25 protein-coding genes are annotated in these 24,910 nt (G+C 68.5%); 10 read left to right on the plus strand and 15 right to left on the minus strand.

The window, feature by feature from the left end:
• Window positions 1-13 precede the first annotated feature (13 nt).
• The 3 genes from ACW17V_RS15855 to ACW17V_RS15865 all read left to right on the plus strand — a co-directional run bounded on the left by ACW17V_RS15855 (window position 14) and on the right by ACW17V_RS15865 (window position 1,989).
• On the plus strand, window positions 14-400 hold the full coding sequence (locus tag ACW17V_RS15855) for a hypothetical protein (RefSeq protein WP_492106020.1): 387 nt from the start codon (window positions 14-16) through the stop codon (window positions 398-400).
• Window positions 401-518: 118 nt separating this feature from the next.
• Window positions 519-1,553 (plus strand): glycine zipper 2TM domain-containing protein, encoded by a 1,035-nt coding sequence (locus ACW17V_RS15860; RefSeq protein WP_492106021.1) that lies wholly within the window; start codon window positions 519-521, stop codon window positions 1,551-1,553.
• A gap of 130 nt (window positions 1,554-1,683) precedes the next feature.
• Entirely contained in the window at window positions 1,684-1,989 is a 306-nt protein-coding gene (locus ACW17V_RS15865; RefSeq protein WP_419318245.1) for a glycine zipper 2TM domain-containing protein, read from the plus strand.
• 61 nt (window positions 1,990-2,050) lie between these two features.
• On the opposite strand, the gene ACW17V_RS15870 is transcribed toward ACW17V_RS15865, so the two are convergent.
• Window positions 2,051-2,695 (minus strand): DUF2306 domain-containing protein, encoded by a 645-nt coding sequence (locus tag ACW17V_RS15870; protein WP_492106022.1) that lies wholly within the window; start codon window positions 2,693-2,695, stop codon window positions 2,051-2,053.
• 105 nt (window positions 2,696-2,800) lie between these two features.
• Here ACW17V_RS15870 and ACW17V_RS15875 point away from each other — a divergent pair, with 105 nt between their 5' ends.
• Window positions 2,801-3,577: a LytTR family DNA-binding domain-containing protein gene (locus ACW17V_RS15875; RefSeq protein WP_492106023.1), complete on the plus strand. Its 777-nt coding sequence runs from the start codon at window positions 2,801-2,803 to the stop codon at window positions 3,575-3,577.
• Between the two features lie 30 nt (window positions 3,578-3,607).
• Here the strand turns inward: ACW17V_RS15875 and ACW17V_RS15880 are convergent, their stop codons facing one another.
• From ACW17V_RS15880 to ACW17V_RS15900, 5 genes are all read right to left on the minus strand, one after another.
• Window positions 3,608-5,323, minus strand: a complete 1,716-nt coding sequence (locus ACW17V_RS15880; RefSeq protein ID WP_492106024.1) for a serine hydrolase — start codon at window positions 5,321-5,323, stop codon at window positions 3,608-3,610.
• A gap of 85 nt (window positions 5,324-5,408) precedes the next feature.
• Window positions 5,409-5,858, minus strand: coding sequence for a DUF1178 family protein (locus tag ACW17V_RS15885; protein ID WP_492106025.1), 450 nt, complete (start codon window positions 5,856-5,858; stop codon window positions 5,409-5,411).
• Between the two features lie 19 nt (window positions 5,859-5,877).
• Window positions 5,878-6,711, minus strand: coding sequence for a carbon-nitrogen hydrolase family protein (locus ACW17V_RS15890; RefSeq protein ID WP_492106026.1), 834 nt, complete (start codon window positions 6,709-6,711; stop codon window positions 5,878-5,880).
• Window positions 6,708-6,962 (minus strand): glutaredoxin 3, encoded by a 255-nt coding sequence (gene grxC / locus ACW17V_RS15895; RefSeq protein WP_492106027.1) that lies wholly within the window; start codon window positions 6,960-6,962, stop codon window positions 6,708-6,710. Before grxC ends, ACW17V_RS15890 begins: the two co-directional genes overlap by 4 nt.
• A gap of 28 nt (window positions 6,963-6,990) precedes the next feature.
• Complete coding sequence (locus tag ACW17V_RS15900) at window positions 6,991-7,773, minus strand: ComF family protein (RefSeq protein ID WP_492106028.1); 783 nt, start codon at window positions 7,771-7,773, stop codon at window positions 6,991-6,993.
• Between ACW17V_RS15900 and ACW17V_RS15905 the strand changes: the two genes are divergently transcribed.
• Window positions 7,772-8,683, plus strand: a complete 912-nt coding sequence (locus tag ACW17V_RS15905) for a methyltransferase domain-containing protein (protein ID WP_492106029.1) — start codon at window positions 7,772-7,774, stop codon at window positions 8,681-8,683. The two genes, ACW17V_RS15900 and ACW17V_RS15905, sit on opposite strands and share 2 nt — an antisense overlap.
• Here the strand turns inward: ACW17V_RS15905 and ACW17V_RS15910 are convergent, their stop codons facing one another.
• Complete coding sequence (locus tag ACW17V_RS15910; RefSeq protein WP_492106030.1) at window positions 8,684-8,869, minus strand: Flp family type IVb pilin; 186 nt, start codon at window positions 8,867-8,869, stop codon at window positions 8,684-8,686. It lies immediately after the preceding gene.
• Window positions 8,848-9,252: an 8-oxo-dGTP diphosphatase MutT gene (mutT, locus tag ACW17V_RS15915; protein WP_492106031.1), complete on the minus strand. Its 405-nt coding sequence runs from the start codon at window positions 9,250-9,252 to the stop codon at window positions 8,848-8,850. The genes ACW17V_RS15910 and mutT overlap by 22 nt, the downstream gene beginning before the upstream one ends.
• Window positions 9,253-9,354: 102 nt before the next feature.
• On the opposite strand from mutT, the gene ACW17V_RS15920 reads away from it, so the two are divergent.
• The 3 genes from ACW17V_RS15920 to ACW17V_RS15930 all read left to right on the plus strand — a co-directional run bounded on the left by ACW17V_RS15920 (window position 9,355) and on the right by ACW17V_RS15930 (window position 13,990).
• Entirely contained in the window at window positions 9,355-9,795 is a 441-nt protein-coding gene (locus ACW17V_RS15920; RefSeq protein WP_492106032.1) for a nuclear transport factor 2 family protein, read from the plus strand.
• Window positions 9,796-10,068: 273 nt separating this feature from the next.
• On the plus strand, window positions 10,069-11,502 hold the full coding sequence (locus ACW17V_RS15925) for a DEAD/DEAH box helicase (RefSeq protein ID WP_492106033.1): 1,434 nt from the start codon (window positions 10,069-10,071) through the stop codon (window positions 11,500-11,502).
• A 220-nt stretch (window positions 11,503-11,722) separates the two neighbouring features.
• Window positions 11,723-13,990, plus strand: a complete 2,268-nt coding sequence (locus tag ACW17V_RS15930) for a sensor histidine kinase (RefSeq protein ID WP_492106034.1) — start codon at window positions 11,723-11,725, stop codon at window positions 13,988-13,990.
• On the opposite strand, the gene ACW17V_RS15935 is transcribed toward ACW17V_RS15930, so the two are convergent.
• From ACW17V_RS15935 to ACW17V_RS15945, 3 genes are all read right to left on the minus strand, one after another.
• Window positions 13,987-15,555, minus strand: a complete 1,569-nt coding sequence (locus ACW17V_RS15935) for a hypothetical protein (protein WP_492106035.1) — start codon at window positions 15,553-15,555, stop codon at window positions 13,987-13,989. The two genes, ACW17V_RS15930 and ACW17V_RS15935, sit on opposite strands and share 4 nt — an antisense overlap.
• Entirely contained in the window at window positions 15,552-16,298 is a 747-nt protein-coding gene (locus ACW17V_RS15940; protein ID WP_492106036.1) for an ABC transporter ATP-binding protein, read from the minus strand. The genes ACW17V_RS15935 and ACW17V_RS15940 overlap by 4 nt, the downstream gene beginning before the upstream one ends.
• Before the next feature lie 866 nt (window positions 16,299-17,164).
• Window positions 17,165-17,317: a hypothetical protein gene (locus ACW17V_RS15945; protein WP_492106037.1), complete on the minus strand. Its 153-nt coding sequence runs from the start codon at window positions 17,315-17,317 to the stop codon at window positions 17,165-17,167.
• 101 nt (window positions 17,318-17,418) lie between these two features.
• On the opposite strand from ACW17V_RS15945, the gene ACW17V_RS15950 reads away from it, so the two are divergent.
• On the plus strand, window positions 17,419-18,255 hold the full coding sequence (locus ACW17V_RS15950; protein WP_492106038.1) for a class I SAM-dependent methyltransferase: 837 nt from the start codon (window positions 17,419-17,421) through the stop codon (window positions 18,253-18,255).
• Window positions 18,256-18,264: 9 nt separating this feature from the next.
• Here the strand turns inward: ACW17V_RS15950 and ACW17V_RS15955 are convergent, their stop codons facing one another.
• From ACW17V_RS15955 to ACW17V_RS15970, 4 genes are all read right to left on the minus strand, one after another.
• Window positions 18,265-18,819 (minus strand): hypothetical protein, encoded by a 555-nt coding sequence (locus ACW17V_RS15955; RefSeq protein WP_492106039.1) that lies wholly within the window; start codon window positions 18,817-18,819, stop codon window positions 18,265-18,267.
• An 80-nt stretch (window positions 18,820-18,899) separates the two neighbouring features.
• Window positions 18,900-19,370 (minus strand): hypothetical protein, encoded by a 471-nt coding sequence (locus ACW17V_RS15960; RefSeq protein WP_492106040.1) that lies wholly within the window; start codon window positions 19,368-19,370, stop codon window positions 18,900-18,902.
• Between the two features lie 2 nt (window positions 19,371-19,372).
• Complete coding sequence (gene argJ, locus ACW17V_RS15965; protein ID WP_492106041.1) at window positions 19,373-20,800, minus strand: bifunctional glutamate N-acetyltransferase/amino-acid acetyltransferase ArgJ; 1,428 nt, start codon at window positions 20,798-20,800, stop codon at window positions 19,373-19,375.
• 13 nt (window positions 20,801-20,813) lie between these two features.
• Window positions 20,814-21,779, minus strand: coding sequence for a peptidylprolyl isomerase (locus ACW17V_RS15970; RefSeq protein WP_492106042.1), 966 nt, complete (start codon window positions 21,777-21,779; stop codon window positions 20,814-20,816).
• Between the two features lie 304 nt (window positions 21,780-22,083).
• Here ACW17V_RS15970 and secA point away from each other — a divergent pair, with 304 nt between their 5' ends.
• Window positions 22,084-24,849: a preprotein translocase subunit SecA gene (gene secA, locus ACW17V_RS15975; protein ID WP_492106043.1), complete on the plus strand. Its 2,766-nt coding sequence runs from the start codon at window positions 22,084-22,086 to the stop codon at window positions 24,847-24,849.
• The last annotated feature ends 61 nt before the right edge of the window (window positions 24,850-24,910 follow it).

The following is a 24,910-nucleotide window of genomic DNA, read 5'->3' on the forward strand; positions in this document are numbered from 1 at the left end:
ACCTGAGGCCTCAATGCTCCTGCCCCTGCTGTTCCTGCTGGCCGCCAGCATTCCCGGCCCCATCCAGGGCGATTTCGATCACGACGGCCTGACCGACACCGCGCGGATCAGCCGGACCGGGCGCGATATCTACAAGCTGGAAATCACCCGGGGCGCCGCTCCGGGCATATTGACGAGCCTGTCGCTGCAGCTCTCGCCGCCGAACTATTTCAAGCTGGCCAGCGCCCAGGACGGCGTCGCGACCGCCTGCGGCAAGGGCATGGGCGCCAAAAGCCAGCCCTGCCCGCATCCGAAGGTGGACCTGAAGCAGGGCGACCTGCTGTTCGGCTATAGCGAGGCCTCGGAGGCCGCCGTCCTCTGGGATGGCCGCGAGTTCCACATCGAATGGCTGACCGACTGACCCTCGGCGGAACCTTCACCTTCGCCGGGCTTTCCCTTGGCACAGGGACACTGTGAAGGATTGGCGACCCCATCGGGGGATGGCCGTTGATCCGTTCGACCGAACGGAGAGCACCACCATGACATCGAAATATATCGCCGCGCTGATGGCCACCACGGTCGCCTTCGGCGCCGCCGCCCCGGCCCTGGCCCAGACCGCCAGCGCCCAGGCCGCCTATCAGCAGCGTCTGGACACCTATCAGGACCAGCGCGCCGACTATCGCACCCAGATCGCGGACTACGACGCCAAGCAGCGCGCCTATGAAAAGGATCGCGTCGCCTACGAAAAGTCGCGTCGTGACTACGACCGCCGCTATGGGGCCGGCGCCTATGACCGTCGCTATCCGCAGTATGCGACGCGCTATTCCTCGGCCAACTATCAGACCAGCAGCGCCTATTACGCCGAGCAGGCCGCCTTTGAGCGCGACCGCCAGACCTATGAGCGCGACCGTCGCGCCTATGATCGTCGTCGGGGCGCCGGCGCCTATGATCGCCGCCATCCGCAGATCGCCGCGCGCTTCAATGTCAGCGGCTCCGCCTATGCCAACAACAGCGCCTATGACGCCCAGCGCGCCCAGTGGGAACGCGACCGCGCCGACTATGACCGGGCCCGCGCCGACTATGATCGTCGCTATGGCGGCGGCGCCTATGATCGCCGCAATCCGGAGTATGCGACGCGCTACAGCGCGCCCTACGCCGGCGGCCAGTACGGGACCAACACCTCGTACAATGAGCCCTGCCGTCAGGACGCCAAGCGCAACGCCACCGTCGGCGGCGTGATCGGCGCCCTGGCCGGCGGCGTGGTCGGCTCCAACGCCGCCGCCCGCAACGCCAAGCCGGAAGGCACGGTCCTGGGCGCCCTGGTCGGGGCCGGCATCGGCGCCGCCATCGGCAACGCCTCGGCCAAGTCCAAGTGCGACACCCGCGGCAACTACTGGACCTATGACGAGACGGTCCCCTACCGCGAGGCGGCCTATAACGGCGGCGCCTACAGCAGCCGCGGCGACGAACGCTGCCGTCTGGCCCCCGCGCCGACGGAATATAACGGCCGCACCGAGACGCGTTACATCCGCGTCTGTCCCGACGCCGAAGGCCGCTTCCGCGTCGAAGGCTAGGCTGCACGGCGACGGGGGTCTTGGCCTCCGTCGCCGACCAGCGTCGGAATCCCGACCGTCGCCATAGAACCGACATGCGTCTGGGACGTTATGACGGTCAGGGACACCACAAGAACAATCGGAGCCCGCCATGCGCGCGCAAACCAAAGCTATCGTTATCGCTCTTTCTCTGGCCTTCACGGCCTCGACCGTCGCCGTCACGGCGGCTGAAGCCCAACAGCGCGGCGAACGCTATCGCGTGAAGGTCTGCACCAAGACCAAGGGCGGCAAGGGCACTGTGATCGGCGGCCTGACGGGCGGCACGCTCGGCGCCGCCGTCGCCGGTAATGGCGCCAAGACCGAAGGCGCGATCCTCGGCGGCGTTGTCGGCGCTGTCGCCGGCAACCAGATCGCCAAGAAGAAGAAGTGCCACTACGAGTACCGCTATCGCCGCTAGGCCTTAGCCCAGAGCACGACCAGAACGCCCCGGTGAAAGCCGGGGCGTTTTGCGTCCGGGGTCACGCCGCGCCGGCCTTCGATGAGGATCGGCGCAGCCAGAGCTCCGCCGCGATCAGGTTCGGAACCCAGGCCAGGAACGAGATGGCGCGGTACCAAGGGACAAATGGCAGGTCCAGGATCATGACCAGCGGCAGGTAGAGCCGCAGGGTGACGGCGGCCAGGGTCAGGGCCCAGGAGCGGATCATCCACCGGCGGTGCTCCGCGAAGCGACCCTGCACGGCTGCACGCCAGCCCAGAAGGTTCGCGGTGATCCAGAGGACGGCGAGACTTCCGAAACCCGCCGAGGCGATGGGGCCCGCCGAGGAGCCGGCCGCCAGGATCAGGCCCGCCCCGCCGCCGATCAGGCACGCCATGACATAGACCCGACCGATCCAGCGGTGCGGCGGGCTCGCGCCCCGGCGCAGGGCGGGCAGGAACTGCAGCGAGCCCAGCACCAGCGCCGTGACCGAGCCGGCGATGTGGATGAAGAGCCACGGAACCCCCAGCGGGTTTCCCAGCGCCTCGCCCGGCGTCCGTGGCGGATGCAGCAGATAGCGCGCGGAATAGGCGGCGATCCCCAGGCAGAGGAGGGCCAGGAACATCCAGCCGATACGGGCGGGCCACGACAGGGGTCTTGTCGCGAGCGGTGCGAGGGTGGCGGTCAAGCGATGAGTCCTTGTGGCGGTTTGGCCAAACTTCGTTGCCGACCGGACGGCGGCTCGCTAGGCCTTGCTTCGCGAACGGCGCCAGGGCTTCGCGAGCGGGACAGCATGCACGGCAAGGCAGGGGAACTGACTGAGACGGCCACGGCGCGGCGATGGCTGATCGACCTCGCCATGCTGGTCGTGATCGGCCTGCTGATGGGATTCCTGGGTCCGTTCGCCTCGGAGCGCGTGCCGATCATGGTGCGCTATGCCTACTGGATGATCTGCATGGTCGGCGGCGGGGTGATCGGGATCGCGGCGGATGAGCTGCTGAGCCTGCGCATGGCCGCGACCTGGCCACGGGTGGCGGCGGTCTCGACGCTGGCGACGCCGCCGGTGACGCTGCTGGTGCTGACCACTCAGCACCTCCTGACGGACGGAGCGTTCAGCTGGTGGGCCTACCGGTGGCTGCTCTGGCAGGTCTGGCCTATCCTGCTGGCGGTGATGGTGGTCCGCGCCCTGGTCTGGCGGCGCACGCCTGCGCGGGTCGAGACGAGAACCATCGTCGCGCCTCCCCTGCCCGAGGCCGAAGCGGCCTTCCGGCGCCGGCTTTCGGCGAAACGGCGCGGCGCGCGGCTGATCGCCATCGAGGCCCATGACCACTACCTGAAGGTCCACACCGACGCCGGCGCGGAGCTGATCACCCTACGTTTCGCCGACGCCCTGGACGAGCTGGCGCGGGCCCACGGCTGGCGTGTCCACCGGTCCTGGTGGGTTGCGGCGGACGCGGTGGAGGATGTGCGCTGGCGACGCGGCGCAGGCGAGATGCGCCTCGCCGGCGGTCTCGCGGTCCCGGTGAGCCGAACCTATGGCCAGGTGCTGAAGGAAGCCGGCTGGTTCTAGCCGCAGCCGAAGGCATCATCCCGACGCAGCCTAGGGCAGCCGGGGCGCCGGCAGGTCGCGACCGTTCTGGTGCAGCGTCAGGCTGATGGCCCTGCCGTCAGCGCCGAGCACGAAACTGGCTCTGGCCGGGACCACGGTCCAGAACACCTCGGTCGGGCTTTGCGGGAAGATCTCGAAGACCGGCTGGCCCGTCAGCTGGGCCAGCAGCCGTGCCTCCTGGCGCGTCACGGTCATGACCATCCCCGGCGCCAGGGCATAGCGGCCGACCAGGGCGTCCAGCGCCGCAGGGGAAAGCGCGACGATCTTGGGCGGCGGCGGCGCGGCCGGCGGTTCCGCGCCCTCGGCCAGTCGGGGCGCGGGCGTGTTCTGGCCATTCTGGTGCAAGGTCAGACCCGTGGCGCGGCCATCCGCGCCAACGTCAAAGGTCATCTGGGCGTCGACGATCCGGGTGAAGAAGCGGGTCGCCCCCTCGGCGAAGAACTCGATACGGGGCTGGCCGGTCAGCTGGCCGAACATCCGCTCACCGTCGCGGGTGATGGTGATGACGGCGCCCGGCGCGAGGGCGTAGCGACCGGTCAGGCCGTCGAGCACGGCCGGCGCCAGGGTGGTCGCCACACGCGCCTTGGGCGCGGCCTTCAAGGGTGTTCCGATCAGCAGGTGCAGGCCCAGATCATCGATCCCGAGCGGGCTGGCGGTGTTGTTCAGAACGACGACGCCGAGCCCGGTCTTACGGTCGAAGCCGACAAAGCTCTGAAAGCCCATCGTGCCGCCGCCGTGGCTGACGATCTCGCCGTCGGGCGTTGCGCCGATGTGCCAGCCCAAGGCCACCTGCACCTTGTCACTGACAGGACGGCGCGGCTTGAGCTGAGCGGCCATGGCGGTCTTCAGCGGCGTGTCGACATAGCCGAGCTCGGCGGCCAGCAGGGTCAGAAGGTCGTCGGCCGAAGAGCGCAGGCCGCCCGCCCCGGCCAGGCTGGGCAGGTCCCAGTGCGGCGTCACGGCCAAGTCTGCGGAATAGCCCGTCGAGAACCGCTGGGCCAAGGCCGGCGTCAGGGTGATCGCGGTGCTGGAAAGACCCAGCGGCTTAAGCACCAGTTGACGCAGGACCGTCTCGTAATCGCCGCCAGCGCGACGGGCCAGGGCCCGGCCCAAAAGACCGACGCCCAGATTGGAATATTCATAGGTCGCGCCGATGTCCCGCGTAAGCACATAGCCCTTCAGAAAAGCGTCGAGCTGGGCCTCCGTATAGTCGGCATAGGGGTTTAGGGGATCCGCCATCGCCATGTTGCCCGGCAGGCGCGGAAGGCCCGACGTGTGCGTGGTCAGGTCCAGCAGCGTGATGGCCTTGCCGTTGCGTTCGGGCACGACCGCGCCCGGCGGCAGGTATTTGACGACCGGATCATCCAGCCTGACCTCGCCCCGCTCGACCATGTCGGCCAGCAGCAGGCCGGTGAAGGCCTTGGTCACCGAACCGATCTCGAACAGGGTCTCGCCGTCGACGGGGCGCCCTGTCTTCAGGTCGCGGACGCCCTGGGCGATGACCCGCCGCCCCGTCCGGTCGATCACGCCCACCACGATGCCGGCCGATTGCTTGTCGATATCGACCCGCTGGACCAGCACCTTGCGGATCGCCGCGTCCGACAGGCGCTCGCTGGTGGGGGGTGCGGGCGCGGTCTGCGCCATGGCGGGGATCGCGGCGCCCGCGAAGACCAGCACGCTGGTCACGACAGCCAGGACGTTGCGCATCGAGCCCCCTATCGCTCCGCCAGCAATCGCGAAGCCCACACACTATGGTTGCGGAAGCCTGACTTGGAAAGCGCCTGGGTCCGCTTCAGTTCACGTCCGTCTTCTTCGGCGGCGCGGGCGGCAGGGGGGCGACCTTGATGCCGTCCTCGATCAGGGCCTTGGCCTCGGCCGGCGTGGCCTGGCCGTAGATGCCGCGTTCCTCGGACTTGCCCTCGTGGATGTCGCGGGCCTCCTTGGCGAAGGCGTCGCCGACATTGTCGAAATTGTCCTCGACGTGCCGACGGACCTCGCCCATGGCCGCCATCATCATCTCGCGCATCTTCGGGTCGACGGCCAAACTGTCAGGAAGGGGCGCGGCCTTCTGGGCCTTGGTGCCGGCGATGGCGGGCGACATGATCTGCTTGGACACGCCCTTCGATCCGCACAGCGGACAGTCGACGAGGCCCCGCGCGCTCTGGTCGTCATAGTCGGACGACGAGCCGAACCAGCCCTCGAACGCATGGGCCTGATCGCACTGGAGCGCGTACTTGATCATGATCTGAAGATGGGGATGGTCAGGGACCGGTAAAGGCGCGGGCGTTCTTGAGAGCGGGAATGGCCGCGCGCGCCTTGAGCGCGGCGTCCAGGTCGAGATCGGCCACAAGCACTCCGGGCTCGTCATGGTCAAGCACGCCGATGACCTCACCCCACGGACCGATGGCGATGGTGCGCCCCCAGGTGCCGCGCCCGTCCTCGTGGAAACCACCCTGGGCGGCGGCCAGCACGAACGAGCCGGTCTCGATGGCCCGGGCCCGCAGCAGGATCTCCCAGTGCGCCTGGCCCGTGGGCCGGGTGAAGGCGGCCGGAGCGGTCAGGATCGTTGCGCCCTTCAGGGCCAGGGCCCGATGCAGGGCCGGAAAGCGCATGTCGTAGCAGATGGTCAGGCCGAAGACGCCCAGCGGCGTGTCGACCACCACCGCCCGCTCGCCCGGCTCGTAGGTCGCTGATTCCCGCGCGGTTTCACCGGTAGGGAGGTCAACGTCGAACATGTGCAGCTTGTCGTAGGTGGCGACGATCACGCCCGCTGGGTCGATCACCGCCTGCCGGTTGGCGGCTTTCCCATCCTCGCGCAGCACCAGGGCCGAGCCGATGTCGATCCACACGCCTAGCTCGACGGCCAGGTCGCGAAGGCCGCGCACGACGATGTCGTCCTCCAGGCTCTGGAGAGCCGGCAGCAGCCGGGCGCGGTCCTTCTGCAGGACGTTGGTCCCCTCAGGCGTCAGGATGAACCGGGCGCCCTGGGCCGCGGCCTCGCGCACCAGCGGCGCGACATGGGCCAGCGCCGCCGCGTGGGTGGCGGGGGTCCGCGTCTGGATCAGGCCGACCCTCAAGGCGCCCTCGGAGCTCATGCGGCCAGGATCGCGTCCAGCTTGCCCTCGCGGTCGAGGGCCACCATGTCGTCGCAGCCGCCGATGTGCTGCTCGCCCACGAAGATCTGCGGGAAGGTGGTGCGGCCCGAGCGGTCCATCATTTCCTGACGCAGCTTGGGATCCATGCCGGCTTCGATCTCGGTGAAGTCAGCGCCCTTGTCGCCCAGCAGCTTCAGGGCGCGGGCGCAATAGCCGCAGAACGGGCGGGTATAGATGGTGACTTTGGCCATGGGCGTAACGAGTCTCTCCTTGTGGTCCTCATATAGGACGCGCTTGCATCTCTGTAACGCGCGCCACGACCGCCAGGGTCACTTCCGCCGCTCCGGCCGCCATCAGGGCCCGCGCGCAGCCCTCGGCCGTGGCGCCGGTGGTCAGAACATCATCGACCAGCACGATCCTGCGTCCGATCACCCGATGCCGGCGCGACTCGGGCACGATGAAGGCGGCGGCGACGTTGCGGCGACGCCCCGAGGCCGACTTGCCGCCCTGGCTGACCGTGTCGCGCTGACGGATCAGGGCGTCGGGCAGGTAGGCCACGCCGCTGGCGCGGGCCAGGGGCCGGGCGATCTCGGCGGCCTGGTTGTAGCGGCGGCGCAGCAGGCGGCCCGGATGCATCGGCACCGGCGCGATGGCGTCGGCCTCTTCCAGCAGCGGCGCGGCGGCGCGCGACAGCCAGCGGGCCATCAGGCCCGACAGGTCGGTGCGATCGGCGTGCTTGAGTTTCAGGATCAGGTCGCGGGAATGTTCGTCATAGATGCAGGCCGCGCGAGCCCGGCCAAAGGCCCTCGGGCGGGCCTGGCAGGCCGCACAATGCTCGACCGCGCCGCTGTCGAACGGCAGGGCCAGACCGCAGCCGTCGCAGACCGGATCGTCCAGAAAGGTGACGCGGCTCCAGCTTTCAGCGGACAGTCCGCGGGTCTGGGCCGGGCCGCCTTCAAAGGTCCGGGGCGGCAGAAGAAGGTCGAGCAGGCCCCGTCCGAGACCTCTCAGACGCGGCCCCGCTTTCCATATCGGTTCGAAATCGCCATGTTCCGCCCGCATGACCGCCTCGCCCCTCCTCTTCGACCGCCACCTTCTCAAGGTCCGCCTCGACCGCGCCGCGCCTGACTATGCGTCGGCAGACTTCCTCAAGCGCCGCTCGGCCGAGGATGTGGTCATGCGGCTGGAGACGATCCTGCGACGCTTTCCGGTCGCCGTCGATCTCGGAGCGCGAAACGGCGCTTTCTCGCAGGCCCTGGCCGCCAGCGACGCCGCCGCCAATATCGACGTGCTGTTCCAGACTGACCTGTCGGCGCGGATGCTGGGGACCGGTGACGGCCTCAAGGTCGTGGCCGACGAGGAGCGCCTGCCGTTCGGCGACGCCACGCTGGACCTGGCCGTCTCGACCCTGTCGCTGCACTGGACCAACGACCTGGTCGGAGCCCTGATCCAGATCCGCCGGGCGCTGCGGCCCGACGGCCTGTTCATCGGCGCGATCTTCGGCGGGGCCACCCTGACCGAGCTGCGTCAGGCCCTGCTGCAGGCCGAGGACGAGGTTACGGGCGGCGCGTCGTTCCGCGTCTCGCCCTTCGCCGACGCCATCGACGCGGCGGGACTGCTGCAGCGGGCGGGCTTCGCCCTGCCGGTGGCGGACGTGGACCGGGTCAAGGTGCGCTACGGCCACCCGATCGAGCTGCTGCGCGATCTTCGGCGCATGGGCGAGACCAGCGTGCTGCTGGACCGCTCGCGCAAGCCGATGGGCCGGCGGGTGCTGGCGCGAGCGATGGAAATCTATGTCGAGCGCTTCGCCGAGGCCGACGGCCGCGTGCCGGCGACGTTCGAGATCGTGGCGGTAACCGGCTGGGCGCCGCATGAGAGCCAGCAAAAGCCCCTGCGGCCCGGCTCGGCCAAGATGCGACTGGCCGACGCCCTGGGCGTTCAGGAGCAATCGGCGGGCGAGAAGCCGGTCTAGCTAGCTGCCGTGCGTCGAGGCGATGGCGGTGGAGGTCTTTTCGAAGCTGGTCTTGATGCCGCCGCTCAGCATGGAAACGGCGCTGATGATGGCGATGCAGATACAGGCGACCAGCAGGCCCACCTCGACGGCGGTGGCGCCGCTCTGGTCGCGGCCAAAGCGCTTCAGAGCAGATCGCGCAGCCACGCCACCAGCGGGATGTCCGCCGGGGGCATCGGATAGTCGGCCAGTTTGTCCGGCTTCACCCATGCCAGCGCCTCATGCTCCTTGCGCGTGACCAGGCCTTCCCAGCGGCGCAGCAGGTAGAGTGGCATCAGGAGGTGAAAAGACTCGTAACTGTGGGATGCAAAGACAAACGGCGCGAGGCAGGATTGAGCGACCTTGATCCCCAGCTCTTCCTGCAGCTCGCGGATCAGGCATTCTTCGGGCGTCTCGCCCGGCTCGACCTTGCCGCCCGGAAACTCCCACAGCCCGGCCAGTTGCTTGCCTTGTGGCCGCTTGCAGATCAGCACGCGGCCATCGACATCGATCATAGCGGCGGCGGCGACGAGGAGGGTGGGCTTGCTCATGACGCCGGGTTTGGCGCGGGGCGCGGCGACTGGCAAGACCTTGGCCGCACGGTCGCCATATTGCCTTCCTAGCGTCGCCGAAACGGGCTGGAGGGAACCCCCATGTATCGATCGATCGCGACCACCGCGGCAGGCCTGACCCTGCTGACCGCCGCGCCGGCCCTGGCCCAGGCCAATCCCGATGAAGCCGCCATCCGCGCGACGCTGGAGCACTATCTGGCCGGCCACGCCACCGGTGATCCCGGGGAGTTTCGCCAGGCCTTCCACGACGAGTCCCGGCTGCAATGGATGCGCGAGGGCCAGTACGTCCAGCGCAGCGACGACGAGTACATCGCCGGCGCCAACGGCAAGCCGGCCGCCGATGAGGCGCAGCGCAAGCGCTGGATCGAGTCGATCGACATCACCGGCTCGGCCGCCAGCGCCAAGATCGTGCTGGACTATCCCGGCGCCGTCCTGACCGACTACATGCAGCTGCTGAAGACGCCCGACGGCTGGAAGATCGTGAACAAGATCTTCGATGTGAAACCCAAGCCCAAGTCCTGAAATCCCCACGGCAAAAAGGCTCCGCGCAGGGGGTGCGTCCCCGCGCCCCTTGACTTCGCACCTGCAACAAACGATATGGACCGTGCGCCCATAGGCGCTATCGGCGCTCCAGTCGCGTGAAGGTCCGTTTTTCGGATCAGCCTGTCGAGCGCCATGAAACGTCCATAAGACCGCCCGGGCCACGCGGGGCGCTCCCCAACCGACCCGTCCCATGGACGAGCCGCGCGAGGACCGCGCGCGCCGTCATGTGGCATTGTCTGAAAGACAGCCGACTTGACCCAATTTTCTGACCTTGGCCTGGCCAAGCCGCTTCTCAAGGCCCTGACCGACAAGGGCTACACCACCCCCACCCCGATCCAGGCCCAGGCCATTCCGACCGTGCTGTCGGGCCGCGACCTGCTGGGCATCGCCCAGACCGGCACCGGCAAGACCGCCGCCTTCGCCCTGCCGATCCTGCATCGCCTGGCCGAAGACAAGAAGCCGGCCCCGCGCCGCGGCTTCCGCTGCCTGGTCCTGTCGCCGACCCGCGAACTGGCCACCCAGATCGCCGACAGCTTCCGCGACTATGGCAAGCACATGGGCCTGACCGTCGCCACCATCTTCGGCGGCGTGAAGTATGGCCCGCAGATGAAGGCCCTGGCGGCCGGCGTCGACGTGGTCGTGGCCACCCCGGGCCGCCTGATGGACCACCTGGGTGAAAAGTCCGCCCACCTGAACGGCGTCGAGATCTTCGTGCTCGACGAAGCCGACCAGATGCTGGACCTGGGCTTCGTGGTGCCGATCCGCAAGATCGCGTCGCAACTGCCCAAGGAACGCCAGAACCTGTTCTTCTCGGCCACCATGCCCACCGAGATCGGCAAGCTGGCCGGCGAACTGCTGAAGAATCCGGCCCAGGTGTCGATCACCCCGTCAGCCACCACGGTCGAGCGCATCAACCAGTCGCTGATCTTCATCGAAGCCCAGCGCAAGCGTCCCCTGCTGGCCGAACTGCTGGCCGACAGCGCCGTCGAACGCTCCATCGTCTTCACCCGCACCAAGCGCGGCGCTGACCGGGTGGCCAAGTATCTGGTCGCCAGCGGCATCGAAGCGGCCGCCATCCACGGCGACAAGACGCAGGGCCAGCGCGAACGCGCCCTCGCCGCCTTCAAGGCCGGTGACGTCAAGGCCCTGATCGCCACCGACATCGCCGCGCGCGGCATCGACGTCAACGACGTCAGCCACGTGTTCAACTTCGAGCTGCCCAACGTGCCGGAATCCTACGTCCACCGCATCGGTCGTACGGCGCGCAAGGGCAAGGACGGCATCGCCATCAGCTTCTGCGCCGATGACGAACGCACCCTGCTGCGCGACATCCAGAAGGCCACCCGCCAGACGATCCCGACCTTCGATCGTCGCAACGACAAGAGCCTGGCCGCGGCCGCCGCTGTCGCCGACAAGCTGGCTCCGCCCGAGAAGTACGTCGATCCGCGCCGCGCCGACCCGCGCAACAACGTTCCGGCCGAACTGCGTCGTCAGCGCAACCGTCCGGCCCGCAACGGCGACGGCGCCGCCAAGGGTCCGGGCCAGGGCCAGAGCCGCAATGGCGGCGGCGGCGGTCGCAGCGGAGCCTCCAACGCCTCGGCCAAGCCGGCCGGCGGCGACTATCGCGGCCCCAAGCGCAGCAGCGCCGCGGCGCCCGCCGAGAAGCGCTGGAACCCGATCGACTGATACTCAAAACGAGTATGACTTCGCCGGGGCCACCCCGGCATGTGACTGAATAGACGGCCGTTTTTCACCCCGAGGGGCGAAAGCGGCCGTTTTTTCGTCTGCAAGCACATTTGCCGCCCGCCGGGGTCGGCTCCCGGCCAGACAAGCCTTGAATCAGGCTCCGCGATGGGTTCACCTGCCCCCGGAGCCGGTCGCGCACCGGTGGGAGGAAACAGCTGCGATGGCGGAAACACAGCCGCGCGCCGGACCGACGCTGACGAGGATCGCTGGCGGCGAGATGGCTGAACGCGTGCGCGCCTTCAACTGGTCCCGTACGTCGATCGGCGCGATGGAGACCTGGTCGCCCAGCCTGCGCCTGGCCGTCGACATGATCCTGGCCACCAACTTTCCCATGGCCCTGCGCTGGGGTCCGCAGCTGTGCCTGATCTATAACGACGCCTATGCCCCGGCCCTGCACGAGAAGCACCCGGCGGCCCTGGGCATGCTGTTCAGCCAGCACTCCGAAGAGTTCCAGGCCAGCCTGCGGGCGATGCACGAGACGATCCTGGACGGAACCAGCGGCGGCTACGCGCTCGAGAAAATGCCCCTCAGCGTCCGGCGCGACGACGACGCCAGCCCCCGGATCGGCCATTTCACCATCAGCTACAGTCCCGTGCCCGACACCAGCGCACCGACCGGCGTCGGCGGGGTGCTGATCACGGCTGTCGAGCTGACCGAAGCCGTCGAGACCGAACGCGCCCTGCGTGAAACCGAGCGGCGCTATCGTCTGGCCATCGAGGCGGCCGGCGGCATCGGCGCCTGGGACTGGGACGTCAAGGCCAACAAGGTCTATGCCGACGCCGGCTACGCCGCCCTGCACTCGCTGACGCCCGAGCTGGTCGAGGTCGGCCTGCCAGTCCAGAGCTTCACCCCGGCCGTGCATCCCGAGGATCGCGAGCGCATCCGGACCCTCAGCCTGGCGGCGATCGAAACGGGCGGCGACTTCTCGGACGAGTATCGCCTGGTCATGCCCGACGGCTCGATCCGCTGGGTCTATGCCCGCGGCAGCGCCTATCTCGACGCCGACGGGAAGCCTTCGCGCAACACCGGCGTGGTCCTGGACATCACCGAGCGCAAGGCCGCCGAGGCCGAGCTGCTGGCGGCGCGCGCCGACCTGGATCTGGCGGTCCACGCCGCCCGCATGGGTCGCTGGGATCACAACCCATCGATCGGCGCGCGATTCTGGGACAGGCGGGCGCGCGAAATCTTCGGCCTGGACGACGATGTCGAAAACACCTCCGAGACCTTCGAAAAGCTGGTCCATCCGGACGATCTGGCCAGCATCCGCAACACGATCAGCGCCGCCCTGGATCCGGCGGGCGACGGCAAGATCAATCAGGAATACAGGATTCATCGCGCCAGCGACGGGGCGCTGCGCTGGGTCGAGATCTTCGGTCGGGCCTATTTCGAACAGGACCGCTGCACCCGCTTCGTGGGCGTGGTCTCCGATGTCACCGAACGCAAGGAAACCGCGGCCCACCTGCTGCGGCAGGAAGAGACCCTGCGACTGGCCGTCGACGCCGCCGGCCTGGGGATCTGGGAACTGGATGTCGCCACGGGCCTGCTGACCTGGTCGGACAGCTGTTATGCGATGTTCGGCATGCCGCGGGGCGAGACCGTCACCCTCGACACCTTCTACGAGCGCCTGCATCCCGACGATCTGGACCAGATCCGCGCCGCCTTTGACCGCGCCCTGGATCCGCACAGCCGCGCTGACTACGTCCTTGAGTTCCGCGCCATCGGCCGTGACGACGGCAGGGAGCGCTGGATCTCCGCCAAGGGCGAGACCTTCTTCTCGGACGACGGCAAGCCGATCCGCATGCTGGGCGCCACCGTCGACATCACCGACCGCAAGCGCGCCGAGTTGCATCTGCGCCTGCTGGTCAACGAGATGAACCATCGGGTGAAGAACTCCCTGGCCACCATCCAGGCCATAGCGGCCCAGAGCTTCAACGCCGCGCGGCCACTGGCCCAGGCCCAGGAGGCCTTCACCAGCCGCATCGTCGCCCTGGCCGAGGCCCACGACCTGCTGACCCGCGAGAACTGGGAAGGCGCGGAGCTGCACGACATCGTCACGCGTCTGGCGGTGCTGCACGGCGGTTCGGCGCGGTTCGCGCTGGCCGGCCCGGCGATCCGGCTGTCGCCGCGCACGGCCCTGTCGCTGTCGATGGCCCTGCACGAGCTGGCCACCAATGCGGTGAAGTATGGCGCGTTGTCGGTTCCGGACGGCCGCGTCCGCGTCAGCTGGGCTCTGGCCCCGGGGATGGCCGAGCGGCTGGACCTGACCTGGACCGAGAGCGACGGTCCGCCCGTCAGCCCGCCCACCCAGCGCGGCTTCGGCTCGCGCCTGATCGAACGCGGCCTGGCCGCCGAACTGTCGGGCGAGGCCTCGATCCGGTTCGAACCGACCGGGGTGGTCTGCCAGATCCGGGCGCTGCTGGACGCCTAACCCGCCGCCCTCAGCGCCCTGCCGATCTGCTCGTCCGTCCGCCGCATCACCATCAGCACGGTCAGGGCGATGATCACCAGCGGCGCGGCCCAGCCGGCCAGGCCCATCACGGTCAGGGTGGTCGCGCCGGCGATCAGGGCGCCGATCAGAATCTCGGCCAGGGTGGCCAGCCACGAGGCCCCGCGACGGCGGCGGAAGTCGGCGCGCTTGCCGGGCTTCTGATGCCAGACATTGATCAGCCCGCAGGCCCAGGCGGCCAGGCCCGCGCCGACGGCGGTGATCAGGCCGGTCAGGGGCTGGAACCAGGTCAGGGCCGCGATCGGCCCCACCAGCAGCACGGCCACCGGGATCAGGGCCGCGACCAGCTTGGCCCGGCGCAGGGTGGCCATGGAGGTCGGCGACACGGCCAGCAGGTCGGGGGTGTCCTCGGCCGACAGGGTGATCCAGGCGAGACTGCCAGCCACCTGCCCGGCCATGAAGGCCACGATCCCGGCCCCGCCGGCCAGGGCGGCGGCGTCGACCTTGGCGGCCGAACGGGCCAGCACCAGGGCCAGCGGGATCAGATACAGCACCCGCAGCAGCACCTGCGACAGCAGGGTGGCGTCGCGGCCGATCAGCCGCAGCTCCTTGCGCACCGTCGCCTTGAAGGCCCCGGCCGCGAAGGCCCCGGCGGGCTTGACCCGGCCGCGCGGTCGCTTGGAGGCCGCGCCCTGGGCCGCGGCGGCGGCGTCGGAGAACCGCCGGCCCAGCGCGCTGGTCGCCAGCCAGAACAGGCCGCCGCCGAGGACCAGCATCCCCGCCAGCGGCAGGGGCTCGCCGATCATGGCGCGCAGCGGCAGGCTGGCCCAGGGCGGCGGGGTCAGGCGGCCGTCCATCGCCTCGCGGACGATCGCAGCGTAGAGGCTCTCGCTGGCCGCCTCGCCCATCAGGGTGCGGTACTGGCTGGCCAGGAAGAAGGCCGCGCCGACCAGGGCCGCCAGCACCTGGGCCACGGTGCGGGTGCGGCGCGGACCGATCAGGGCGAACAGCGCCATGGCCAGGACCAGCCCCAGCGCCGTCGCGGTCAGGGCCAGGGCGATCAGCACTCCGAACACGCCCAACCAGCCGGGATGGCCATACAGGATCGACGGCAGCAGGATCGGGGCCGCGAACACCATGAAGATCGCCGCCACCCCAGTCGCGATCCCCAGCGAGCGCACCAGCAGCACCTTGCGCGGCGCGATCGGCGAGGAGAACAGCAGGTCCAGATCGCCCCGCTCGTACAGCGCCTCGGCCGAGGCGCTGAGGGTCTGGGACAGCATCAGGGTCAGCAGCACCGCGCACAGCAGGTCGGCGATCAGCACGGCCAGCGGATGGATCGGCACCTCGTGGCCGTGCACCCCCAGGGCCAGAAACACGCCGCCGACGCAGGCGAAGGCGAACAGGATCGCCAGGCCGATCAGGGCGCCGACGCCCTTGCCGGCCCCTTTTCCCTTGCCAGATTGGCCCGCGCGAAAGCCGCGCCAGGCCAGGCGCATCTCGTGGGCCAGCAGCCACGCCGTGCTGGCGGGTTTCAGCAGGCTCACGCGGCGGCGCTTTCGGCGGTCAGCTGCAGGAAGACGTCCTCGAGCGTGGAGCTGCCGCCCGCCCCGCCGGCCTGGGCGCGCAGTTCGTCCAGCCGGCCCTCGGCCAGCAGCCTGCCGCCGGCGATGATGCCGATGCGGTCGGCCATGCGCTCGGCGACCTCGAGGATGTGGGTGGTCAGGATCACTGTGCCGCCGGCGTCGACGCGGGCCTGCAGCATGTCCTTGACCAGCCGCGCGGCGGCGGCGTCCAGGCCGGTCAGGGGCTCGTCCAGGATCAGCAGGCGGGGGTCATGGATCAGGGCCCCGGCCAGGGCGACCTTCTGCTTCATGCCGCGCGAAAAACCCTCGCAGCGGCGGCGGGCCTCGTCGGCCAGGCCCAACTGGGCCAGCAGCGCCTCGGCCCGGGTCTTGGCCAGTTTGGGATCGACGTTCCAGAGGCCGGCCACGAATTCCAGATATTCCAGCGGCGTCAGACGGTCATAGATCATCGCCTCGTCGGGCGCCCAGGCGACCAGGGCCTTGGCCCCGGCCGGATCCTGGCGGGCGTCGACGCCATAGATGCTGATCTGGCCGCTGTCGGGCTGGGTCAGCCCCGCCACCATCCGCAGGGTGGTGGTCTTGCCCGCGCCATTGGGACCCAGCAGGGCGTAGAGCTCGCCGGCATGGACGGTCAGGTCCAGATTGGCGACGGCGGGTTTGGCGAAGGTCTTGTTCAGACCCCGCACGATCAAGGCTTCGGTCAACGCTGTCCCCGGGTCACGACTTCAGGTTGGCATGTGAACTTGATTGGGGGACAGGGGGCAAGTCTGGCGGACACGGTTTCACAACCTCGCGCTTTCGCTGCGAGGGTGATGGAAAGGGTCGCGGAGCGTCCGGGCCTCGCCCGGATGTGAGTTTGAGAAGTACCGTTTCGACGAAGACGAACGCTCCGCGTGATCGTTATCCCTCTGGCCGGGGCGCGCGGGTCTAGTTCAACCCTATGCCCCACCCGGGCTTTGCCCTCCTCGCGACGGACCCAGCCTTGGGCTGCAGCCACGCCGATTCCGGAGGAACCCGGAGCGAACCTTCGGACGGGCGGAGGCCTTGGCTTGCCCCCGATAGGCGGGTTTACGTCACCCGCCCTCTCTTTAACCGGCCGCCCGGGCATGCGCCCGAACGGTGGCCCCGCTCGATCACCCCTGACAGCCGTCGCTGGTCGCCGGCCGGACGCCCTTCCCGTGCTGTCAGGTGAGATTGATTATGCAGGAGGTTTCAGCGCGTCTGATTGGCGCGATCAACTTTTTTACAAGCGGTTGATTTCGCTCAGGTCTGCTCTGGTAAAAACGGGGATACAGTACGGCCAATCCCCATAACTCCCGTCATTCCCGCCCTTGTGGCGGGAACCCCTCTACCCGCCGCAGGTGCGGGAGGGGCGAAGTGCGCGCGCACTTCGCTGGCGCTTCACGTGCGAACGGAACGAGGGGTTCCCGCCACAAGGGCGGGAATGACGGTGATTTATTAGAGAGGCGCGCCCCGCCCCCCTTCGCGCCGAAGGGAGCCATCCTTAAATCTCACGGCGAGACGATCGCCGGTCTGCTTTCGACTCGTTGCTGACCTAAATCCCTCTCCTTTAGGGAGAGGGAGGGGCCCGCCGCAAAGCGGTGGGAGGGTGAGGGGTTACGAGGCTTGACGGCGTGCCGGCACTCCGTCGAACGCCGTAACCCCTCACCCCAACCCTCTCCCTATGGGAGAGGGAGCAACCCCCGACATCCGCCCCGTTCACGCGATGACCATCACCCTCGCTTTCACCGTGGTGGAGAGGTGAGACTCAGCACAACCTCAGGATAGATCAGCGCCGAGAGCGTACGTAAGGTCGAGGGGCTGATGTTCGAGAGTATGAAGTGGTCCGCTGATCGCGCGGAATTCCACGGGGTCAGCTTCCAGATCGAGAGCGGGGCGGCCTCCGCCTGCGGCCAGGACGATCACTTCAAGTTCTACAAGACCCGCGAGCTGGTCGATCAGTACCAGTTGCATTTCGCGCGCCACGACCGCCTTCCGATGACCAACGTCTTCGAGCTGGGCATCTATGACGGCGGCAGCACCGCCTTCTGGGTCGAGGCGCTGAAACCCGCCAAGCATGTCGCGATCGACTTCCAGGCGCGCAGGGACAGCCCCTATTTCGACCAGTGGATCGCCGCGCGCGGTCTGGCTGATCGCGTGAGCACCTACTGGCGGACCAATCAGGCCGACCATGCCGAGCTGCGCCGCATCGTGCGGGCCGAGATGGACGGCCCGCTGGATCTGGTGATCGACGACGCCTCGCATCTTTACGCGCCGTCGAAGGCCAGCTTCGAGACGCTGTTTCCGCTGCTGCGTCCGGGCGGGACCTATATTCTGGAAGACTGGGCCTGGGACCACTGGCGCGGCTTTGCCGATCCCGACCACCCGTGGGCCCATGAGCGACGCCTGACCGATCTGGTCGTCGAGATCATCGAAGCGGCGGGCACGGCCCACGACCTGATAGCCCGGGTCGAAGTGTTCAACGGCTTCGTCGTCGTGGAACGCGGGCCGCTCGTGCTGGCCGCCGCGTCCCGGTTTCGGCTCGAAGACCATATCCGTCGCCGTCCCGCGCGGGACATCCGCGAGACGCCCTATCGGCCGCCGTCGTTGCTGAGGCGATGGGTCCGGCGATGGCGGCGCGCGATCGGCCAGGACGCCTGAAGCGCCCCCTCAGAACTTCGTCTTGCACCGCTGCTTGTAGTGCACCCCGCGCAGGAACCCGCGCCGCGCCAGGCCGGCGTCCAGGGCCGCGTTCAGCCGGCGTTCGGCCGGCGCCGCGCCGGAGATTTCGCGGACCAGGCCGCGGAACGGGATGATCGAGTTGATCACCGTCCGGCCCCCGGCCTCGGCCAGCTTGCCGGCGCGGCTTTCCTTGACCTCGTTGCCGACAATGTAGTCGGGACCCAGGGCCTCGTTGAGCTTGCGGACCTCGCCGGCCAGCTGCACGCAGGTCTTGAGGCCCTTCAGCGTATAGGGATCGGCCAGGGCTTCCTCGAGAATGGCCGGCATGTCGCGCCGCATCACCCCGACGTCGCGGCCGGGCTGGGAGCCGATCTCGAGCGCCCGCTTGCGGGTGTCGCCCCAGCGGCCCGGGGAAGCGGCTTCGTCCTTGGCCTTGTCGTCGCCGCGCCCGTCCTGCGCCTTGTCCTGCGCCTGGGCGACGCCCGAGAGCGTCAGCGCCGCGACCACCGCCAGAAGTCCGTATCGAAAGCCAGATCCACGCATATCAAATCCTCAAGCGCCCGAATGACTGAACGCTGGTTAGGAACGGCAAGCTTGGCAACAAGGTTCCGCCCCGTCACCGGTTAGTTCGGCGGCGACACCGCTTCCAGCTCGAACGCCGCGTCCAGCGCGTCGTCATTGGGGACTTCACCGCCCAGGGCGGTGTCGAGAACGGCCTGCAGCGAGCCCCAGACGAAGGCCAGCTGCTCCAGAACGGCCGGCACGCCGGCGGGCTCGAAGCCCGGATAGCAATCCTCGATCAGCCACAGACCGGTCAGGACGTCGAAGCCGAACCGGCAGCCGATCAGGCGAAACTGCGCGCGGGCGATGGTCTCGAACAGGGCGGTCAGGTCGCGGGCCTTGTCCAGGTCCTGGGGGTCCAGCACCTGGCAGCGCACCTGCAGCCAGCCGTTCTGAGGGAACAGATAGAAGGCCCCGCCGTCCTCGGCGCCGGAAACCTCCAGGCCGTTGTCGATCTCGGTGACGACATAGCCGTGCTCGCGGCAGGTCGCGGCGATCTCGTCGAGGTCGAGGGGGAGCGGTTCGCTGGCCATGGTCAGGACCGATAATCGCCGTTGATGGCCACATACTGCTTGGTCAGGTCGCAGGTCCAGACCGTGGCCGAGCCCTTGCCGACGCCGACATCGACGGTGACCTCGAACTCCGGCTTCTTGACGTAGGCGCTCATCGCGGCCTCGTCATAGTCGGGCGAGACCAGGCCGTCGCGGGCGGCGTAGAGGTCGCCGAACTTGATGCTGATCTTCTCGCGCGCCACCGGCTCGTCGGCCCGGCCGATGGCCATGGCGATGCGGCCCCAGTTGGCGTCCTCGCCGGCGAAGGCGGTCTTGACCAGGGGGCTTTCGGCGATGGTGCGGGCGATCTTGCGGGCGCTGGCCGGGCTCTGGGCGCCGTTGACGGTGACGCGGACGAACTTGGTGGCGCCCTCGCCGTCGCGGACCAGCTGCTGGGCCAGGTCCAGCATCAGGGCGTCCAGCTTCTCGCGGAAATCGGCCAGGCGGCGGTCGACGGCCCGCTGGATCTTGGGCGCGGACGACTGCCCGGTGGCGAACAGCAGCAGGGTGTCGTTGGTCGAGCGGTCGCCGTCCACCGTCACGCTGTTGAAGGTGGTGCGGGTATAGAGGCTGACCAGGGTCTGCAGCGCCGCCGGGGCGATGGCGGCGTCGGTGGCCACGAAGGCCAGCATGGTCGCCATGTCCGGCGCGATCATGCCCGAGCCCTTGGCGATGCCGGCGATCCTGACCTCGTGCCCGTCGATCAGGGCCGTGGCGTAGGCCCCCTTCGGGAAGGTGTCGGTGGTCATGATCGCCTGGGCGGCCTGCGACCAGGCGTCCTCGGTCAGGCGGGTCTCCACCTCGGCCAGGCGGGCGGTGATCTTGGCGTCGTCGAGGATCACGCCGATCACGCCGGTCGAGGCCATCATCACGTCGCGCTGGCGGCAGTCGAAGCGCTTGCCCACGGCGGTGGCGACCCGGCGCACGGCGTCGGCGCCCGGCTTGCCGGTGAAGCTGTTGGCGCAGCCGGCGTTGACCACCAGGGCCCGCACATCGGCGCCGCCGCTGGCGGCCAGCTGGCGCTTGCACCAGTCAACCGGGGCCGAGCCGACGCCATGGCGCGTGAAGACGCCCGCCGCGCTGGTGCCCTCGGCGAAGCGCATCAGCAGCAGGTCTTCGCGCTCGTGCTTGTAGAAGCCCGCGCGGCCGGTCGCGATCTCGACGCCGGCGATCGGCGGGATGGTCGGGAACGGCACGGCCAGGGGCGAGATCGCCAGGCCCGGCTTGCCCGGCGCAGCGGCGGCCCCCTTCGCGGCAGGATTGGCGGCCGGCTTGTCGGCGCGGCGCGTGGCGCGCTTCAGGGCCGAGGCCAGGGGATCCAGGGCCCGCTCCAGGCTCTGGCCCACGCGCTCGACGGCGCCCGGCGTTCCGGCGTCGGCTTCGGCGGCGGTCTTGTCGGTCTTCTTGGGCATCGGGTCGTCTCGACTAATTCTTCTTCGCGGGCGCCGGAGCGGGCGGAGCCGCCGCCGGGGCGGAGGCCGGGGCCGAGCCCTGCAGCTCAGGCGGGGCCGAGGCCGGTTCCTGCGGCGCGCCGGGCACGTCCTGGGTCTTGGCGGCCAGCATGTCGACCTTGGCGCCGCCGCGCAGCTTTTCCAGCAGGTCGCGGACCTGGTCATAGGTCAGGAAGCGGACGATCTGCGGACGCGCGGCCTCCAGCGTGATCGGCTCTTCCATGCGCTTGTCCTCGACGCGCAGGATCGCCCAGCCGCCCTCGGTGGCGAACGGTCCGACCACCTGGCCCTTCTGGGCGGTCTTCAGGGGCGCGGCATAGGCCTCGGGCATGACGTCGACGGTGAAATAGCCCAGGTCGCCGCCGTTGAAGCGGGTGGCCTGATCGGTCGAGCGCTCCATGGCCAGGGCGTCGAACGAGGCGCCTGTGGCCAGCAGCTTCTTGATGCTGTCGGCCTCGGCCTGGGTGGCGACCAGGATCTGGCGGGCGCGGATCTCTTCCGAACGCTTGGACAGCTTCTGCTGCTCGGCATAGAGGCGGCGGATGGCGTCCTCGTTGACGGCCTTCTCGACCACGCTCTCGACCAGCATGTCGCCCAGGATGCGCTCACGGGCGGCGGCCAGGCGGCGCTGGGCGACGGGATCCTTGTCCAGCTTGCGCTTCAGCGCCTCGGCGGCCAGCAGCTTCTGGTCGACCACCTCGTCCAGGCGCTGGCGGAACACGTCGCTGGAGATGTCCAGCGGCTCACCCTCGCTGATCAGCCCCTGGGCCACCGCCTCGCGCTTGACGTCCGAGGCCCACACATTGTGCCCGTTGACCCGGGCCACGGCGGTGTCGCCCGGCTCCGGCGGCTTCTCGGCGCTCTTGTCCTGACCGCAGCTGGCCAGGATGACCGTGACGGCCAGCAGGGCCCAGACGCGGCTGTGGGGGAACTTGATCAAGGGACGGATCTCCGACGAACCTCAAGAGACGGCTCTAGCGTGGTTTCGGGCGCAGGGGAATGCAACTCCGGCGCTTCCCTGGGAGGGCTTTCCGGCATTTTTGGCGCAGGGGACAACGAAACGTGGAAAAGGCCGGAAACCTTCGCCTTTACCACGCTCTATAACGGGCGCTCGCGTTGACACTGGAGGGGTCGCTGCTTAAGTCTCCCGCGCGCTGCAAAGGCTGAAATAGTCGTGCTTGGTGGTAACCTCGCAGGAACCCCGACGCCCGCCGCGCCCAACACTTCACCGGAATTTCGACTTCATGCTCGGCTTCGCCAAAAAGCTCTTCGGCTCTTCCAACGACCGCAAGGTCAAGACGCTGACCGCCCGTGTGGCGAAGATCAACGCCTTTGAGCCGGAATACGCCGCGCTCTCCGACGAGGCTCTGAAGGCCAAGACCGACGAGTTCAAGGCCCGCCTGGAAAAGGGCGAAACCCTCGACAACATCCTGCACGAAGCCTTCGCCGCCGTTCGCGAGGCTTCCAAGCGCGTGCTGGGCATGCGCCACTTCGACACCCAGATGGTCGGCGGCATGGTGCTGCACTTCGGCGGCATTTCGGAAATGCGCACGGGTGAAGGCAAGACCCTGGTCGCCACCCTGCCGACCTATCTGAACGCCCTGGCCGGCAAGGGCGTGCACGTCATCACGGTCAACGATTACCTGGCCAAGCGCGACGCCGAGTGGATGGGCCAGATCTACAACTTCCTGGGCCTGTCGTATGGCGTCATCGTCAACGGCCTGAGCCAGGGTGAACGTCAGCGCGCCTATCGCAGCGACATCACCTACGGCACCAACAACGAATTCGGCTTCGACTATCTGCGCGACAACCTCGTCTACAGCGTCGAGGAAATGGTCCAGCGCGGCCACCACTTCGTCATCGTCGACGAAGTGGACTCGATCCTGATCGACGAAGCCCGCACGCCGCTGATCATCTCGGGCCCGACCGAAGACCGCAGCAGCCTGTACAAGACCATCGACGTCCTGGTGAAGGATCTCATCAAGGACAAGACCAACTACGATCACGACGAGAAGCAGAAGCAGGTCATCCTCACCGAGGACGGCCAGGAGCGCATCGAAGAGATCCTGATGTCGGGCGGCCACCTGGCCGAGGACACCGCGGGCCTCTACGACGCCGCCAATATCTCGCTGGTCCACCATGTGAACCAGGCCCTGCGGGCCAACGTGCTCTACACGCGCGACAAGGACTACATCGTCAAGGGCGACGAGGTGATCCTGATCGACGAGTTCACCGGTCGCATGATGACCGGCCGCCGCCTTTCGGAAGGCCTGCACCAGGCCATCGAGGCCAAGGAAGGCGCCGACATCCAGCCCGAGAACCAGACCCTGGCCTCGGTGACCATCCAGAACTATTTCCGCCTCTACACCAAGCTGTCGGGCATGACCGGGACGGCGTCCACGGAAGCGCAGGAATTCGACGACATCTACAAGATGGGCGTCAGCGAAATCCCGACCAACCGTCCGGTGATGCGCATCGACGATGACGACGAGGTCTATCGCACCGAGCGCGAGAAGAACGAGTCGATCCTGAAGCAGATCGCCGACTGCCACATGCGCGGCCAGCCGATCCTGGTCGGCACGGTGTCGATCGAGAAGTCCGAAGAGCTGTCCAAGCTGCTGTCGACCTATGCGTGGGAAAACGACGGCAAGAAGCACAACGGCATTCCCCACCAGGTGCTGAACGCCCGCTTCCACGAACAGGAAGCCGGCATCGTCGCCGACGCCGGGGCCCCCGGCGCGGTGACCATCGCCACCAACATGGCCGGCCGCGGCACCGACATTCAGCTGGGCGGCAACCTCGACATGCGTCTGGCCAGCTGGCGCCAGCAGCAGAAGGGCCTGGGCATCACGCCGCTGCCCGCCGACGAACTGGCCATGCGCGCCGAGATCGAGGCCGACATCGCCGAGTCCAAGGCCAAGGCCCTGGCCGCCGGCGGCCTGTTCGTGCTGGGCACCGAGCGCCACGAAAGCCGCCGCATCGACAACCAGCTGCGCGGCCGCACCGGCCGTCAGGGCGACCCGGGCCGGTCCAAGTTCTTCCTGTCGTGCGAGGACGACCTGCTGCGCATCTTCGCCGGCGAGCGTCTGGATGCGATCATGCGCACCTTCGGCGTCCAGGAAGGCGAGGCGATCACCCACAAGTGGCTGAACAACGCCATCGCCACCGCCCAGAAGCGCGTCGAACAGCGCAACTACGAGATCCGCAAGAACCTCCTGAAGTACGACGACGTCGTCAACGACCAGCGCAAGGCCGTGTTCGAGCAGCGCCAGGAGTTCATGGAGTCGAGCGATCTTTCCGACATCATCCACGAGATGCGCCATGACGTGGTCGACGACCTGGTCCTGCGCCACCTGCCGCCCAAGGCCTATGCCGAGCAGTGGGACATCGAGGGCCTGACCGAGCGGGTCAAGTCGATCCTGGGCCTGGACCTGCCGCTGGCCGAGTGGGCCGCCGAGGAAGGCATCGCCGACGAGGAGATGCGCGAGCGTCTGACCAAGGCCGCCGACGACTATGCCGCCCAGCGCGAAGCGATCATCACGCCCGAGCAGATGCGCCAGGTCGAAAAGAGCTTCCTGCTGCAGATGATCGATCTGCAGTGGCGCGAGCACCTGATGCACCTGGACCACCTGCGCAACGTCATCGGCCTGCGCGGCTATGGCCAGCGCGATCCGCTGAACGAGTACAAGACCGAAGCCTTCAGTCTGTTCGAAAAGCTGCTGGGCGACCTGCGCACCAACACCACCCGCTGGCTGATGACGGTCGAGATCGCCTATGCCGAGCCCGAGCCCCTGCACAGCCCGGAAAACCTGATCGAGGTCCATATGGACCCGCTGACCGGCGAGAACGTCGCCACGGCCGGCGCCCTGCCCGAGGGCCTGTCGCCCCAGCAGCGCGAGGCCCTGCCGGTCTCGGTGCTGCCGGAAGGCTGGCAGAACACCAGCCGCAACGGCCCCTGCCCCTGCGGTTCGGGCAAGAAATTCAAGCAGTGCCACGGGTCGCTGGTCTAGCGGCTACCGGGCTTTGAGTTTGAGTTGCGAAGCGCCCGCCCAGGGGAACCGGGGCGGGCGT

This window comes from Caulobacter sp. FV2ye17ST, from assembly GCF_058680955.1.

Coding starts and splice junctions, on each gene's coding strand:
- ACW17V_RS15855 (WP_492106020.1), top strand. CDS start 14: ATGCTCCTGCCCCTGCTGTTCCTGCTGGCCGCCAGCATTCCCGGCCCC.
- ACW17V_RS15860 (WP_492106021.1), top strand. CDS start 519: ATGACATCGAAATATATCGCCGCGCTGATGGCCACCACGGTCGCCTTC.
- ACW17V_RS15865 (WP_419318245.1), top strand. CDS start 1,684: ATGCGCGCGCAAACCAAAGCTATCGTTATCGCTCTTTCTCTGGCCTTC.
- ACW17V_RS15875 (WP_492106023.1), top strand. CDS start 2,801: ATGCACGGCAAGGCAGGGGAACTGACTGAGACGGCCACGGCGCGGCGA.
- ACW17V_RS15880 (WP_492106024.1), bottom strand. CDS start 5,323: ATGCGCAACGTCCTGGCTGTCGTGACCAGCGTGCTGGTCTTCGCGGGC.
- ACW17V_RS15885 (WP_492106025.1), bottom strand. CDS start 5,858: ATGATCAAGTACGCGCTCCAGTGCGATCAGGCCCATGCGTTCGAGGGC.
- ACW17V_RS15890 (WP_492106026.1), bottom strand. CDS start 6,711: ATGAGCTCCGAGGGCGCCTTGAGGGTCGGCCTGATCCAGACGCGGACC.
- grxC (WP_492106027.1), bottom strand. CDS start 6,962: ATGGCCAAAGTCACCATCTATACCCGCCCGTTCTGCGGCTATTGCGCC.
- ACW17V_RS15905 (WP_492106029.1), top strand. CDS start 7,772: ATGACCGCCTCGCCCCTCCTCTTCGACCGCCACCTTCTCAAGGTCCGC.
- ACW17V_RS15900 (WP_492106028.1), bottom strand. CDS start 7,773: ATGCGGGCGGAACATGGCGATTTCGAACCGATATGGAAAGCGGGGCCG.
- mutT (WP_492106031.1), bottom strand. CDS start 9,252: ATGAGCAAGCCCACCCTCCTCGTCGCCGCCGCCGCTATGATCGATGTC.
- ACW17V_RS15920 (WP_492106032.1), top strand. CDS start 9,355: ATGTATCGATCGATCGCGACCACCGCGGCAGGCCTGACCCTGCTGACC.
- ACW17V_RS15930 (WP_492106034.1), top strand. CDS start 11,723: ATGGCGGAAACACAGCCGCGCGCCGGACCGACGCTGACGAGGATCGCT.
- ACW17V_RS15950 (WP_492106038.1), top strand. CDS start 17,419: ATGTTCGAGAGTATGAAGTGGTCCGCTGATCGCGCGGAATTCCACGGG.
- ACW17V_RS15955 (WP_492106039.1), bottom strand. CDS start 18,819: ATGCGTGGATCTGGCTTTCGATACGGACTTCTGGCGGTGGTCGCGGCG.
- ACW17V_RS15960 (WP_492106040.1), bottom strand. CDS start 19,370: ATGGCCAGCGAACCGCTCCCCCTCGACCTCGACGAGATCGCCGCGACC.
- argJ (WP_492106041.1), bottom strand. CDS start 20,800: ATGCCCAAGAAGACCGACAAGACCGCCGCCGAAGCCGACGCCGGAACG.
- secA (WP_492106043.1), top strand. CDS start 22,084: ATGCTCGGCTTCGCCAAAAAGCTCTTCGGCTCTTCCAACGACCGCAAG.